Source organism: Immundisolibacter cernigliae (assembly GCF_001697225.1).
GTDB lineage: Bacteria > Pseudomonadota > Gammaproteobacteria > Immundisolibacterales > Immundisolibacteraceae > Immundisolibacter > Immundisolibacter cernigliae.
This window is the reverse complement of record NZ_CP014671.1, coordinates 1,630,302-1,644,380: the sequence shown is the minus strand read 5'-3', so window position 1 is coordinate 1,644,380 and position 14,079 is coordinate 1,630,302. Positions and strand designations below refer to the sequence as shown.

The window sequence follows — 14,079 nt, the reverse complement described above, 5'->3', positions numbered from 1 at the left end:
CGTGACAAGGCGCGCCCCCGGAAGCCGTTCCACCAGGAGTCATGACGTGATCGACCTGTTTCGCAAGAAATACGCCCAGCCCGGCAGCGCGCCGGGCGAGTTGCTGCCGCTGCCGGTGGCGCCGGCGACCATCGTCTACTGCGTGGTCTACGACGCCAACGGGATGCTGCACGAGAGCCGTGGCGTGCCGGACGATCCGGCCGGTCTGCGCCGCGCGGGCGCGACGTTGTGGGTGCATTTTGCCGGCCAACCGGAGGTCGGCGACCTGCGCCGGGTCGGCGAAGCGCTCGGCCTGCACCCGCTGGCGCTCGAAGACGTAATGAACCACGGTCAGCGACCGAAGCTCGACGACTTCGACGATCACCTGTTCCTGGAGATGGGCTGCCTGACACAGGACGGGATTCACCCGGTGGTTCACGATTTCGCCCTGTTCCTGGGGCAGGATTTCGTGGTCAGCGTGTATTACGGCAGCGAAAACCTGTTTGCCGGCGTCCACGCGCGCCTGGTCGATGCGTCCGGCCGCCTGCGGCGCAGCGGCACCGACCGCCTGGCGCACGCGCTGCTGGATGTGGTGGTCGATCACGCCTTTCCGGTGCTCGAGGCGCTCGGCGAGCGCATCGAGGACCTGGAAACCGATCTACTGGACCGTCCCGGCCCCGGCGCCCTGCGCGAGCTGCACCAGCTCAAGCGCGAGATGCTGCTGATCCGCCGCGCCGTATGGCCGGCGCGCGACGTGCTGGCCAACCTGTCGCGTGGCGATGCGCCGCAGATTGCCGAGCAGTCGCGCATCTATTTTGGCGACGTCTACGACCACACAGTGCAGATCATCGAACTGGTGGAAAGCTACCGCGACATGCTGGCCGGCATGCTGGACATCTACCTTTCAAGCGTCAGCAACCGCCAGAACGAGGTCATGAAGGTGCTCACCGTGATCGCCACCATCTTCATCCCGCTCACCTTCATCGTCGGCGTGTACGGCATGAACTTCAGCGTCAACGAAACCAGCCCGTGGGCCATGCCGGAGCTGCGCGCCTACTACGGCTACCCCATCCTGTGGCTGGTCATGCTGGGCGTCGCCGGCGCCATGCTGCTGTTCTTCAAGCGGCGGCGCTGGTTCTAGGGAAACACCGATAGCACTCGGCCTTTGCCGCGGCGCGCTGTAGGGCGATCATCGCTGTAGGAGCCCGGCTATGCCGGGCGATCCTCGCGCTACCAGGTCTTTCCAATTGGCGGGCGGCCCGCCGCAAACGCTACAACCAGCGCAGCGCCAGGCGCATCACCCGCTCCAGGCCCGGCCCGTAGGGCGGGCGGATCAGCGACTGCACCGACCAGCGGCTCTGGTACAGCACGCTTTTCTGGTGCGAGAAGGTGACGAAGCCGTCGAAGCCGTGATAGCGGCCGATGCCGCTCGGCCCCACGCCGCCGAACGGCAGGCCCTCGTGTGCCACATGGAACAGCACATCGTTCACGCAGGCGCCGCCGGACACCGTCTGTTCCAGTACCCGCTCGGTGCGGCCGGTGTTGTCGTCGAAGTGGTACAGCGCCAGCGGCCGCGGGTGGCTGTTCACGTAGCTGATGACCTCGGCCAGGTCGTCGTAGGTCTTGACTGGCAGCAGCGGGCCGAAGATTTCCTCCTGCATCACGCTCATGTCGTCGGTGACGCCCAGCAACACGGTCAGCGGCAGCACGCGCTCGCCGGCCGGCACCGGCGCACCGCCCGCATTCAGCGGGACCACCTGCGCGCCCTTGGCGCGGGCATCGGCGATGTGCGCCTGCAGGCGCTGGTAATGGCGGTCGTTGACGATCCAGGTCAGGTCCGGGTTGCCGGCCAGGGTCGGATAGCTCTTCTGGACCGCAACGGCCAGCGCCTCGACCAGCTGATCGCGTCGACCCGTGGGCACGAACACGTAATCCGGCGCGATGCAGGCCTGGCCGCCGTTGAGCATCTTGCCCTGCGCGATGCGCCCGGCGGCGATGTCCAGCGGATAGTCGTCGCTGATGATGGTCGGCGACTTGCCGCCCAGCTCCAGCGTCACCGGCGTCAGGTTCTCGCTGGCGGCGCGCATGACGATGCGGCCGATCTGCGTCGAGCCGGTGAAGATCAGATGATCGAACGGCAGGGCCGAGAAATGCCCCGCCACCTCGGCGCCGCCGTTGACCACGGCCACCTCGTCCGGCGCAAAGGCCTGGCCGACGATGGCGGTCACCACCTCGGCCGTGCGCGGGCAGAACTCGGAGGTCTTGATCAGCGCCCGGTTGCCGGCGGCGATGGCGCCCACCAGCGGCGAGAGCGTCAGCAACACCGGCACGTTCCATGGCCCGATGATGCCGATCACGCCGCGCGGCTGGTAATGGATGCGCGCCCTGGCCAGCGGGAACTGCGGGCTCCAGCCGGCCCGGCGCGGGCGCATCCATTTCTTCAGGTGCTTGCGGGTGTGGCGAATCTCGCCCAGCAGGCCGATCACATCGGCAAAGAAGGTCTCGTGGCGCGAGCGGTGGCCAAAATCGGCGTTCACCGCGTCCAGAATCTGCTCATGATGGTCGACGATGGCCTGGCGCAGGCGCTTCAAGGAATCGATGCGCTGCTCGTAGGTCGTCGGACCGGCGCGCAGGAAGGCGGCGCGCAGCGCCTCGAACTGCGGCAGCAGGGGGTTGTCCTGCTGCACCTGAGCACTTGCAAGCGCCAGACGGTTGGGGCTGTTCATGGTGTGTTCCTCGCTCCTTGAAAAACGGTGATCGGCGTCGGACCGCCGCGGACTGTCCGCCGCCGCCTGCAAGCAGGCATGCACTTTATACCCCGGCCGGCGCCATCACCCCCGCGCCGCCACCTTGGCCCAAGTGTCGCGCAAGGACACGGTGCGGTTCCACACCGGCGCGTCCGGCCGGCTGTCCGGGTCGGGCGCGAAATAGCCCAGGCGCTCGAACTGATAAGCGCCGCTCGCGTCAGTCAGGGCCGGTTCCAGCAGGCAGTCGGTCAGCACCTGCAGCGAGTCCGGATTGCGCTGGGCCAGGTAATCGGCCTCTCCGGCCGGGTCCGGCACCGCGAACAGGCGGTCGTACAGGCGCACCTGCGCACGCACAGCGTGCCTGGCATCGGCCCAGTGGAGGGTGCCTTTCACCTTGCGCCCGTCCGGGGCGTTGCCGCCGCGGGTGGCCGGGTCGTAGCTGCAGATCAGTTCCAGAACCTGGCCGCTGGCCGGATCGGTCACTACCCGCTCGCAGCGGATGAAATAGGCAAAGCGCAGGCGCACCTCGCGGCCCGGGGCCAGGCGGTGAAAGTCCTTGGGCGGGTCGAGCATGAAATCGTCGCGCTCGATGTAGATCTCGCGCCCGAACGGCAGCTGGCGGCTGCCAAGCTCCGGCCGCTGCGGATGGTTGGGCGCGTCCAGCCAGTCGGTCTGGTCGGCCGGGTAGTTCTCGATCACCACTTTCAGCGGCCGCAGCACGGCCAGTGCCCGCAGCGCGTCCTGCTCCAGCGCCTCGCGGATGCAGGTTTCGAGCTGCACCACGTCGATCACGTTCTCCTTGCGCGTCACGCCCACCCGGCCGCAGAAGTCGCGGATGGCCGCCGCCGGCACGCCGCGCCGACGCAGGCCGGACAGCGTCGGCAGGCGCGGATCGTCCCAGCCGTGCACGTGGCCGCCTTCCACCAGCTCGTGCAGGCGGCGCTTGCTCATCACCGTGTAGGAAAGGTTAAGGCGCGAGAACTCGATCTGGCGCGGGTGGCAGGGCACCGGCAGCTGGTCGAGAATCCAGTCGTACAGCGCGCGGTGGTCCTCGAATTCCAGCGTGCACAGCGAGTGGGTGATGCCCTCCAGCGCGTCCGACACGCAGTGCGCGTAGTCGTACATGGGATAGATGCACCAGGCATCGCCGGTCAGCGGGTGCGGCGCGTGCTTGATGCGGTACAGCACCGGATCGCGCAGGTTAAGGTTCGGCGCCGCCATGTCGATTTTGGCCCGCAGCACATGCGCGCCGTCCGGGAACTCCCCGGCCCGCATGCGGGCGAACAGGTCCAGGTTCTCCTCCACGCTGCGCGTGCGGTACGGGCTGTCGCGGCCGGGCTCGGTCAGCGTGCCGCGCCAGGCGCGGGTTTCCTCGGCGCTCAGGCTGCACACGTAGGCCTTGCCGGCGCGAATCAGGTGCAGCGCGTAGTCGTGCAGCTGCTGGAAGTAGTCCGAGGCATGGAACAGCTTGTCGCCCCAGTCGAAGCCCAGCCAGCGCACGTCCCGCTCGATGGCCTCCACGTACTCGATGTCCTCCTTGGCCGGGTTGGTGTCGTCGAAGCGCAGATGGCAGACGCCACCGAACTCCTGCGCCAGGCCGAAATTCAGACAAATCGACTTGGCATGACCGATGTGCAGGTAGCCGTTGGGCTCCGGCGGAAAGCGGGTGACCACCGTCCGGTGTTTGCCGCTGGCCAGATCATCCTCGACGATCTGGCGGATGAAGTTGGTCGGCGTCGGGCGGTCGGCAGCGTTCATGCACGTTGGACTGGTCAGGGGGTGTGGCCGGTATTGTAAGTAAGCGGGCGAAAGCCCGCGGCGCCAGGGCAGCGCCTGCGCCAGGTCCCGTCAGCGGTACCGGCCAACCGCCGGACCGCACTGCCCGGGCGGCGGCCCGATCACTCCCCGCGCAGGCTTTGCGCCGGCGGCGTGGCCAGCACGCGGCGCGCGCCCAGGCGGCCGGTCAACGTGACCAGTGCCGTGGCCAGCAGGAGTGCGCCCAGCAGTGTGCCGGCGTTCGGCCGGTAGGGAACTTCAAGGTAATGGGCGCACGCCAGGGCGCCCGCCGCCACTGCCGCGCCGCTGCCCAGCAAGGCCGCCGCGCCGCCCAGCAAGGCAAAGCGCAGGTTGTAGACCGCGCCCAGTTGCCGGCGGCTGGCGCCCAGCGTGCGCAGTACGGCCGCTTCGGTCAGCAGGCGAGTGCGCTCGGCCAGCACCGCCGCCAGCAGTACGGCCAGGCCCGCCAGCAGCGTGAAGCCGGCCAGAAAACCGGTGGCGCGGGACAACTGCGCGACCAGCCCCTGCAGGGTGGCGGTCATCGCGTCCAGGTCGATCACGGTCAGGTTCGGAAAGCGCTGCACCAGCGTGCGCAGTAGCGCGTCGGCCCGGTCCGGATCGACGTGGTAACTGGTGACGTAGGTCGCCGGCAGGGCGTCCAGCGCGCCGGGCGAGAACACGACGAAGAAATTGCTGCGCAGGCTCTCCCAGTTGACCTCGCGCAGGCTGGTGACGGTGCCGGTCACCTGCTGGCCGCTGACCTCGAAGGTGAGCGTGTCGCCCAGAGCCACGCCCAGCGCCGCCGCCCATTCCTGTTCCAGCGAGATTTGCGGTTCGGGCACGGCACCGCCCCACCAAGTACCGGCGGTCAGGCGATTGCCGGGCTCCGGATCGGCTCGCCAGGTGAGGTTGTTCTCGCGCTCCAGAAAGCGCCGCGCCCGTTCGTTTTGCGCCGCCGGCGGCGGCTGGCCGTCGATGGCGGCCAGGCGCGCCCGCACCATCGGCCGCAGGTCGACGTCTTGGGCGCCACCCGCGGCCAGCAGTTGCGCCACCGTGTCCCGCTGGTCCGGCTGGACGTCGATCAGAAAGCGATTGGGCGCGCCCGGCGGCACGCGCATCTGCCACTGGCGCAGCAGGTCGGTCTGCACCAGCGCCGGGGTCAGGATGGCGAGCACGCCAAAGCCGAGCGCCGCCACCGCCAGCACGGTATGCGCCGGTGCCCGCCCGAAGGCAGCCGCCGCGTAGCGCCAGGCAAACGGCCCGCGATGCGACAGGCGCCGCGCCGCCCGCGCCAGCACCCGCGCGCCGACGCCGAACAGCAGCGCGGCGCTGAGCAGCACACCGATGCCCAGCAGGCCGCGCTGGACGCTGCCGCTGAGCCACGCGTAGACGGCGCCGCACAGCAGCAAGGCCAGCACCAGGCCAGCGCCCTCGGTGCGCGCAAAGCCGCGCTCGACCTCGCCTTGCGCAGGCGCGCGCAGCACCGCCGCGGGCGGCGTCGCGCCCAGGCGCAGCAGCGGCGGCGCGGCCACGGCCAGCGCCACCAGCAGTGCCAGCAGCACGGCTATCGGCAGCATGCGCACATCGGCCGGCGGCAGGTCGGCGGGCACCAGGCCGCTGAGCAGGACGGGCAGCAACCGTTCCAGAACGCTGCCGGCCGCTGCACCGGACAAGCCGCCCAGCAGCGCCACGGCGGCCACCAGCCCGGCATAGGTCAGCAGCACCAGCCGCCGGCTGGCGCCGAGCGCTTTCAATGTCGCCGCCGCCGGCAGGCGCTTTTCGGTGAGGTTGGACGCCGACAGCACCACCGCCGCCGCCGCCAGCACCACGCCGGCCAGGGCCACCAGGCGCAAAAAATCGGCTGCCTGGCGGGTCATGGTGCGCGTTTCGTCGAGACCCTCGTCGGCCGTCTCCACGGTCGTATTGGCGGGTACGGCGGCCTTGAGCGCCGCCACCAGACCGCCGGCGGCGTTGGGCGAGGGGTTGTACAGCAGCCGGCTGCGCACCCGGCTTTGCGGCGATACCAGGCGCGTGGCCGGCAGATCAGCCAGGTTCATCAGCACCCGCGGGCCAATGCTGAAGGCCCCGGCCGTACGGTCCGGTTCGTTGGCGATGACGCCCGCCACAGTAAACGCGCTGTAGCCAAGCTCGACCCGATCGCCCACCGCGATGCCCAGCTGCGCCAGCAATACCGGCTCCACCCATACCGTGCCGGGCGCCGGCGCGCGGCGCGCCCCCTGATCGGCGATCAGCAGCTCGCCAAGCAGTGGGTAGGCGGCGTCCACGGCCTTGAGCTCGACCAGGCGCAGGCGCTCGCCGGCCGCTGCCATGGTGGGCAGCTCCAGCACCGTCGTGGCCGGCCGCAGGGCGGACGGCAGGCTGGCGGCGACCGGCCGCAAATCGCGCTGGGCGGTGATCCGCACCGAGCCGCCGAGCAGGGTCGCGGCGCGCGCGTCGATGGCCGCCTGCACGCGCTGCGCAAAGCCGCTGACGCTGGTCAGTGCCGCCACGCCCACCGCCACCGCCAGCAGCATGGCCAGCAGCAGCGGATCGGGCCGGCGCAGTTCGCCGCGCAGCAAGCGGCCGGCGGTGCCAAGCTCAGACATGTTCGGTCAGCCGTCCGGCGTCGAGTGCCAGGCGCCGGTCGACGCGCGCGGCCAGCGCCTCGTCATGCGTGACCACCACCAGCGTGGTGCCGGCGGCGCGGTTCAGGTCGAACATCAGCTCCAGCACCGCCTGCGCGCTGGCACGGTCCAGGCTGCCGGTCGGCTCATCGGCAAACAACACCCGCGGCTGGCCGACGAAGGCCCGCGCCAGTGCCACCCGCTGCTGCTCGCCGCCAGACAGGGTCGGCGGATAGTGCCGGGCGCGCTGGGCAAGACCGACGCGTTCGAGCATGTCGCGGGCACGCTCGCGGGCATCGCGCTCACCGCGCAGCTCCAGCGGCAGCGCCACGTTGTCCAGCGCACTCAGGTTGCCGAGCAGCTGGAAGTTCTGGAACACGAAGCCGACCTGCTCGCGGCGCAGCGCCGCGCGGGCATCCTCGTCCAGCGCGGTCAGTTCCTGGTCGGCCAGCCACAAGCGCCCGGCGCTGGGCACATCCAGGCCCGCCAGCAGGGCCAGCAGCGTGGTCTTGCCGCTGCCCGACGGGCCGACGATGGCACAGCGCTCACCGCGCGCAATCGCCAAATCGACGGGTTGTAGTATGTCCAGCCTTCCCTGCGGCGAGGTAACCCACTTGGCGACTCCCTGGGCGCGTATCACCTGCGTCTTGCTCCTGTTGTTGGCCGGCTGCTCGCGGGCCGCGACGCCCCTGCCGGCCGGATCGATCCTGGTGCTGGGCGACAGCCTGAGCGCCGGCTACGGACTGCCGGACGGCGCCGCCTGGCCGGTCCTGCTGGCCGCTGCGCTGCGCGAACAACAGCTGCCGTGGACCCTGGTCAATGCCGCCATCAGCGGCGACACCAGCGCCGGCGGGCTGGCCCGGCTGCCGGCGCTGCTGGACCGCCAGCGGCCGGTGCTGGTGCTGATCGAGCTGGGCGCCAACGACGCCCTGCGCGGTCAGCCGCTGAACGCCACCGCTGCCAACCTGCGCGCCATGGTCGAGGCCGCGCAGGCGACCGGCGCCCGGGTGGGCCTGATCGGCATGCAGATACCGCCCAACTTTGGCCCCATCTACACGCGCCAGTTCCGCGATCTGTTCAAGGAAGTGGCGCGCGAGGCGAATATCCCGCTGCTGGATTTCCTGCTCGAACCGGTGGCCGCCGACCCGGCCATGTTCCAGGAGGACGGCATCCACCCCACCGCCGCGGCCCAGGAGCCGATCGCAGACCATGTGGCGCAGTGGCTGCAGGCCACCTTCGGCCTGCCGGATCTGACCCCGGCCGGCAAGGCGCCCTGATCCGCAGGCGCCGGATCGACGAACTCAGCCGCGCGCGCCGGCCGCCGGCTGATCCGGCAGGGTGATGTTCAGTTCCAGGATGTCGCAGTCGCCCAGGTGCTCCACGTCCACCTTGACCGCGCTGTCGTCGACGGTCACGTAGCGCCGTACCACTTCCAGCAGGTCGCGCTGCAGGCTGGCGAAATACGGCGGCCGGCCGGCTTCGCGCCGCTGGTGGGCGACCACGATCTGCAGCCGTTCCCTGGCCAGCGAGGCGTTGGCCTTGTTGCGCCCGTTGCGCAGGAAATCGAAGATTCTCACGCGCGTGCTCCGAACAGTCGGCGCAGCAGGCCGCGCTCTTCGGTGATGAAGCGCAGCGGTTTCTCCTCGCCCAGAAAGCGCGCCACGGTGTCGGCGTAAGCCTGCGCGGCGTCGCTGGCCTGATCCAGGATCACCGGCGTGCCGGCGTTGGACGCCGCCAGCACGCTGGGCGACTCCGGAATCACGCCCAGCAGCGGGATGCCCAGGATGTCGCCCATGTCGTCCAGGCTCAGCATCTCGCCCTTGCCGACGCGCTTTGGCGAGTAGCGCGTGACCACCAGGTGCTCGCGCACCCGCCCGCCCTGCTCGGCGGCCCGCGTCTTGCTGGCCAGCAGGCCCAGGATGCGGTCGGAGTCGCGCACCGAGGACACCTCCGGATTGGTGACCACGATCGCCTCGTCGGCGAAGTACATGGCCAGGTGCGCGCCCTTCTCGATGCCGGCCGGCGAGTCGCAGACGATGTAATCGAACTCCTTCGCCAGCTCGTCCAGCACCCGCTGCACGCCGTCCAGGGTCAGGGCGTCCTTGTCGCGGGTTTGTGAGGCGGCCAGGATGGCCAGGCCATCGACCCGCTTGTCGCGGATCAGCGCCTGATTCAGCTGCGCCTCGCCGTGGATGACATTCACGAAGTCGTACACCACGCGCCGCTCGACGCCCATGATGAGGTCCAGGTTGCGCAGCCCGACGTCGAAGTCGATCACGACGGTCTTGTGCCCGCGCAGGGCCAGGCCGGTGCCAAACGCGGCGCTGGTGGTCGTCTTGCCGACCCCTCCCTTGCCGGACGTGGTGACGATGATGCGTGCCAAGTCGATGTCCTCTGTGTGCCAGTCGATGAACGGTTACAAGGGCGCCGTGACCAGATCCTCGCCCTCGAGGAACACCTGCGCCGGGCGCCCGCGCAGGGCCGGGTCGATGTCCTCGGCGACCTGAAAACAGCCGGCGACGGCGATCAGCTCGGCCTCCAGCGCGCGGCAGTAGATGCGCGCCTGCGTGTTGCCACGAAGCCCCGCCAGCGCCCGCCCACGCAGCGGGCCGTAAACATGAATGTGGCCATCGGCCAGCAGCTCCGCGCCGGGGCTGACGCCGGCCAGCACGATCAGGTCACCGCGCGAGTAGACCTGCTGTCCGGAGCGCACGGTCTGGGTGATGAGCCGCGTCGGCGCGGGGGCGATCTGGGCTGCCGCGTCCGGCCCGCTTGCATCGTTCGCGGTGGCGGATGGGGGCAGCGGTTCTTCCTGGGCCGGCGGCGGTGCCGGCTCAGCGTCCGGCGGCAGACGGCCTTCGCCCAGCACGCCAAGGCCCAGTGCCGCGGCGGCGCTGGCCACCGTGTCGCCGCCGCCGCGCACCGCGACCGGCACGAAGCCCAGCCGCGCCACCAGCGCGCGCAGACCTGGCAGGTCCAGGGCCTCTGCGTCGGGCAGATCGGCCAGGTCCAGCAACAGCGGCGCGCGGTCGAACAGGGCCGGCGCCTGCGCCACCTTGGCGGCCAGGCCGGCGTCTATTGCGGACAAATCGGTGCTCAGCGGCTTCAGTATGGACAGCGTCACAAGGCTGCCCTTGAGCCGGAACGGTGGACTCGCGGCCATTGAAAAATCGGGTTGGAATGCGCCGCGTGTCGACGGCATCGCTACCTTAGCAGAGGGCAGAGTGGGCGCCTAGCCGGCGGCGGTGAACTGTCCATCCGGCACTGCCGACAGCCCATTTTCAGTCGCCGAGCCGGCCGCGGGCACTGTCCAGCAGCGCGGCGGTGGAAGCATCGTGCGCGGCGCCGGGCACGCCCTGCCCTCCCAGCTCCCGCTCCAGCGTGCCGGCCAGGCGCTTGCCCAGCTCCACCCCGAACTGATCGAACGGATTGACCCGCCACAGCACGCCGCTGGTGAAGGTTCGGTGCTCGTGGCAGGCCAGCAGCGCGCCCAGCAGCTGCGGCGTCATGCCCGGCAGCAGGAACATCGTGCTCGGCCGGTTGCCGGGGCAGCGGGCATGCGGCTTGTCGGGTGCATCAAAGCCGGTGAGCAGCGCCTCGGCCTGCGCCAGGCACTGGGCGACCAGGCGCTGGCGGTGGCCGGGCAGCTCCACATCGGGCCGGGTGCAGACCAGGAACTCGGCCGGGATGGTGGCCGGGCCCTGATGCAGCAACTGGTAGAAGGTGTGTTCGCCGTCGTTGCCGTTGCCGCCCCAGATGACCGGGCAGGTGGGGTAGTCGAGCGGCTGGCCGTCGCGGTCCACGCCCTTGCCGTCGCTTTCCATCGCCAGCTGCTGGACGTAGGTCGGCAACAGGCGCAGCCCCTGGTCATACGGCAACAGCGCGCGGCTGCCGAAGCCCCAGAAACTGGCGTACCAGACGTCCAGCAGCCCCAGCAGCAGCGGCAGGTTGTGCGCCGGCGGGGCGCTCAGGAAGTGCCTGTCCATGGCCGCGGCGCCTTCCAGCAACTGCGCGAAGCACTGCGCGCCCAGGCCGATGGCCGCCGGCAGGCCGATCGCCGACCACAGCGAATAGCGTCCACCGACCCACTCGGGAAAGGTGACGATCGCGTCGTGCGCAAAGCCCAGCGCGCGCGCCTTGTCCGGACTGGCGGTGACGGCGACGAAATGCCGGTCGACCCCCTCGGCCAGCTGCCCGGTCATGAAGGCGCGCGCGGCCTGGTAGTTGTAGAGCGTCTCGGTGGTGCCAAAGCTCTTGGAGGACACCAGAAACAGCGTGCGTTCGGGCTCGCATTGCGCCAGCAGGCGCTTGAGCGGCGCCGGGTCGACGTTGGAGACGAAATCGATGCGGATATCCGGCGTGGCGAGTTCATGCAGGGCTTCCAGCGCCAGCGCCGGGCCCCAGTAGGAACCGCCAATGCCAAGGTTCACCACCCGCGTGAAGCGCTGCCCGCTGGCGCCGACGCGCCGCCCGCTGCGCACCGCGTCGGCCAGATCCGCGATCTGCCGACGCATGGCGGCCACGCCCGGCTTGATGTCCTGCCCGTTCACCAGGATCGGTTCGGGCGATGCATCGCGCAGCGCCGTGTGCAGGGCCGGGCGGCCCTCGCTGTTGTTGATCGGCTCACCGGCAAACAGCGCCGTGCGCCAGCGCGGCAATTCGGCCGCCTCGGCCAGCGCGAGCAGCGCGGCCAGGGCCGCATCGTCCAGCAGATGCTTGGACAGATCCACGTGCAGGCCGGCCACGTCCAGCGTGAGCCGCGCCGCCCGCTGCGGATCGGCGGCGAACAGGTCGGTCATGCGGCAGCCGGCCAGGCGGGTGCGTGCGGCGGCGACGGTCTGCCAGGCGGATGAGAATTGGGCGGGTGTCATGGCGAATCCCGGTGAGCGGTTGGGTGCGGGGTGTTCTAGCGAGGCCGGATTGCCGGCGTGTGGCGGCCTGCCATCGGCTACTGCCGAACAGCAAGATCGATGCCGGCGCAGGCCACCCGCGCCAGCAGGGCAATTTCGTCCTCGGTGATGACATACGGCGGCATGAAGTAGACGACGTTGCCGAGCGGACGCAGCAGCACGCCCTCGCGCAGGCCATGCTGATAGACGCGCAAGCCGCGGCGTTCCTGCCACGGATACGGCGTGCGGGTGGCCTTGTCCTGCACCAGCTCGATGGCCAGGATCATGCCGGTCTGGCGCACCTCGGCCACGTGCGGATGGTCCACCAGATGCGCCGTCTCGCGCGCCATCGCCGCGGCCAGGGTGCGGTTGCGCTCGAGCACCGGTTCGCTGGCGAAGATGTCCAGCGTGGCCTGCGCGGCGGCGCAGCCGAGCGGATTGCCGCTGTAACTGTGCGAGTGCAGGAAGGCGCGCTGGCTGGCGTAGTCGGCGTAGAAGGCCTGGTACACGGTGTCCGTGGTCAGCACCGCAGCCAGCGGCAAATAGCCGCCGGTCAGGCCCTTGGACAGGCACAGAAAATCCGGCGCAATGCCGGCCTGCTCGCAGGCGAACAGCGTGCCGGTGCGCCCGAAGCCGACCGCGATCTCGTCGGCGATCAGATGCACCCGGTAGTGGTCGCACAGCGCCCGCAGGCCGGTCAGGTACGCCGGGTGGTGCATGCGCATGCCACCGGCACACTGCACCAGTGGCTCCACGATGACCGCGCACACCTCGTGCGCGTGACCTTCGAGCAGGGCCTGCATGTCGGCCAGGCGCCGCTGCGCCACATCGGCCCAGCTCTCGCCGGGCTGGCGGTCGTAGGCATCCGGCGAGGGCGCCGTGATCGGTGCGCGCAGCAGCTCGGCGTAGGCATCGCGGTACAGACCGACGTCGCCCACGCCCAGCGCGCCCAGCGTCTCGCCGTGGTAGGCGCCGCTCAGGTTGATGACGCGGGATTTGCCGACAACGCCGCAGTTGCGCCAGTAGTGGTAGCTCATCTTGAGCGCCACCTCCACCGCGGACGAACCGTTGTCGGCAAAAAAACAGCGCGCCAGGGACGGCGGCGCCAGCGCCACCAGTCGCTCGGCCAGCAGCAGTGCCGGCTCGTGCGAAAAGCCGCCGAAGATGACGTGTTCGAGCTGTCCCGCCTGCCGGGCGACAGCGCCAGAAATGTACGGATTGGCATGCCCGAACAGGTTCACCCACCACGAGCTGATGGCGTCCAGGTAGCGCCGGCCGTCGAAGTCCTCCAGCCACACTCCGGCGCCGCGGCGGATCGGCACCAGCGGCAGCCACTCGTGATCCTGCATCTGCGTGCACGGATGCCACAGCACGGCCAGATCGCGGGCGACGAAATCGGCGTTGTTCATGCCGCGATTGTAGAAGCGGGCCACGCCCGCGGCCACGCCGCATCGGTGCGGGCTCCAGCGCATCGGCATGAGCGCCGCAAGCGCGGTCGCCCGCCCGGCAAGCGGACAAGCGCCAACTGCTAAACTGGCGGCCCGCTTTTTTACCGGAGCCGCGCCATGCGCATAGCCGACGACTGTGTCGTGACCCTCGCTTACACCCTGCGCGACGACGCCGGCGAGGAGCTGGACAGTGCCACCGCAGCCGATCCGTTTGCCTTCGTGCACGGCCGCCACTCGGTAATTCCGGGCCTGGAAAAGGCGCTGACCGGACGCGCCGCCGGCGACAAGCTGGGCCTGACCATCGCCCCGGCCGATGCCTATGGCGAGCACAGCCCGGCACGCGTGCAGGTGGTGCCGCGCGATCGCTTTCCGGCCGACATCGACATCGAGCCTGGCATGCAGTTTCACGCCAGCGATGAACACGGCGGACGCATGTCGGTGCGCGTGGCGGAGGTCAACGAGGACGGTGTGGTCATCGACGCCAACCACCCGCTGGCCGGCCAGACGCTGCATTTCGCGGTCGAGGTGCTGGACGTGCGCGCGGCGACCGCCGAGGAGCTGGCGCACGGCCACGTGCACGGCGCCGGCGGCCATCACCACTGACGCAGCGGATTCC

12 protein-coding genes are annotated in these 14,079 nt (G+C 70.1%); 3 read left to right on the top strand and 9 right to left on the bottom strand.

Annotated features, from left to right (window positions below):
- The first annotated feature begins 46 nt into the window (after positions 1-46).
- On the top strand, positions 47-1,120 hold the full coding sequence (gene corA / locus PG2T_RS07825; RefSeq protein WP_068803990.1) for a magnesium/cobalt transporter CorA: 1,074 nt from the start codon (positions 47-49) through the stop codon (positions 1,118-1,120).
- 130 nt (positions 1,121-1,250) lie between these two features.
- Here the strand turns inward: corA and PG2T_RS07820 are convergent, their stop codons facing one another.
- From PG2T_RS07820 to PG2T_RS07805, 4 genes are all read right to left on the bottom strand, one after another.
- Positions 1,251-2,705, bottom strand: a complete 1,455-nt coding sequence (locus tag PG2T_RS07820) for a coniferyl aldehyde dehydrogenase (RefSeq protein ID WP_075968156.1) — start codon at positions 2,703-2,705, stop codon at positions 1,251-1,253.
- 105 nt (positions 2,706-2,810) lie between these two features.
- Positions 2,811-4,484, bottom strand: coding sequence for a glutamine--tRNA ligase/YqeY domain fusion protein (locus PG2T_RS07815; protein WP_068803988.1), 1,674 nt, complete (start codon positions 4,482-4,484; stop codon positions 2,811-2,813).
- Between the two features lie 140 nt (positions 4,485-4,624).
- Positions 4,625-7,108 (bottom strand): ABC transporter permease, encoded by a 2,484-nt coding sequence (locus tag PG2T_RS07810; RefSeq protein ID WP_068803986.1) that lies wholly within the window; start codon positions 7,106-7,108, stop codon positions 4,625-4,627.
- The gene (locus PG2T_RS07805; RefSeq protein ID WP_068807945.1) at positions 7,101-7,766 is read right to left on the bottom strand and encodes an ABC transporter ATP-binding protein; all 666 of its coding nucleotides are present in this window, start codon (positions 7,764-7,766) and stop codon (positions 7,101-7,103) included. Before PG2T_RS07805 ends, PG2T_RS07810 begins: the two co-directional genes overlap by 8 nt.
- Between PG2T_RS07805 and PG2T_RS07800 the strand changes: the two genes are divergently transcribed.
- Complete coding sequence (locus PG2T_RS07800; RefSeq protein WP_236953222.1) at positions 7,741-8,403, top strand: arylesterase; 663 nt, start codon at positions 7,741-7,743, stop codon at positions 8,401-8,403. The genes PG2T_RS07805 and PG2T_RS07800 overlap by 26 nt on opposite strands.
- A gap of 24 nt (positions 8,404-8,427) precedes the next feature.
- Here PG2T_RS07800 and minE read toward each other — a convergent pair whose 3' ends face one another.
- The 5 genes from minE to PG2T_RS07775 form a co-directional block, all read right to left on the bottom strand.
- Positions 8,428-8,703, bottom strand: coding sequence for a cell division topological specificity factor MinE (gene minE / locus PG2T_RS07795; protein ID WP_068803984.1), 276 nt, complete (start codon positions 8,701-8,703; stop codon positions 8,428-8,430).
- Complete coding sequence (gene minD, locus PG2T_RS07790) at positions 8,700-9,509, bottom strand: septum site-determining protein MinD (RefSeq protein ID WP_068803982.1); 810 nt, start codon at positions 9,507-9,509, stop codon at positions 8,700-8,702. Before minD ends, minE begins: the two co-directional genes overlap by 4 nt.
- A gap of 33 nt (positions 9,510-9,542) precedes the next feature.
- On the bottom strand, positions 9,543-10,289 hold the full coding sequence (gene minC, locus PG2T_RS07785; protein ID WP_068803980.1) for a septum site-determining protein MinC: 747 nt from the start codon (positions 10,287-10,289) through the stop codon (positions 9,543-9,545).
- A gap of 118 nt (positions 10,290-10,407) precedes the next feature.
- Positions 10,408-11,997, bottom strand: a complete 1,590-nt coding sequence (gene pgi, locus PG2T_RS07780; RefSeq protein WP_068803978.1) for a glucose-6-phosphate isomerase — start codon at positions 11,995-11,997, stop codon at positions 10,408-10,410.
- Positions 11,998-12,074: 77 nt separating this feature from the next.
- Entirely contained in the window at positions 12,075-13,424 is a 1,350-nt protein-coding gene (locus PG2T_RS07775) for an adenosylmethionine--8-amino-7-oxononanoate transaminase (protein WP_068807944.1), read from the bottom strand.
- A gap of 156 nt (positions 13,425-13,580) precedes the next feature.
- Here PG2T_RS07775 and PG2T_RS07770 point away from each other — a divergent pair, with 156 nt between their 5' ends.
- Positions 13,581-14,066 (top strand): FKBP-type peptidyl-prolyl cis-trans isomerase, encoded by a 486-nt coding sequence (locus PG2T_RS07770; protein ID WP_068803975.1) that lies wholly within the window; start codon positions 13,581-13,583, stop codon positions 14,064-14,066.
- Positions 14,067-14,079: the final 13 nt, after the last annotated feature.

Coding starts and splice junctions, on each gene's coding strand:
- PG2T_RS07820 (WP_075968156.1), bottom strand. CDS start 2,705: ATGAACAGCCCCAACCGTCTGGCGCTTGCAAGTGCTCAGGTGCAGCAG.
- PG2T_RS07815 (WP_068803988.1), bottom strand. CDS start 4,484: ATGAACGCTGCCGACCGCCCGACGCCGACCAACTTCATCCGCCAGATC.
- PG2T_RS07810 (WP_068803986.1), bottom strand. CDS start 7,108: ATGTCTGAGCTTGGCACCGCCGGCCGCTTGCTGCGCGGCGAACTGCGC.
- minC (WP_068803980.1), bottom strand. CDS start 10,289: ATGGCCGCGAGTCCACCGTTCCGGCTCAAGGGCAGCCTTGTGACGCTG.
- pgi (WP_068803978.1), bottom strand. CDS start 11,997: ATGACACCCGCCCAATTCTCATCCGCCTGGCAGACCGTCGCCGCCGCA.
- PG2T_RS07775 (WP_068807944.1), bottom strand. CDS start 13,424: ATGAACAACGCCGATTTCGTCGCCCGCGATCTGGCCGTGCTGTGGCAT.
- PG2T_RS07770 (WP_068803975.1), top strand. CDS start 13,581: ATGCGCATAGCCGACGACTGTGTCGTGACCCTCGCTTACACCCTGCGC.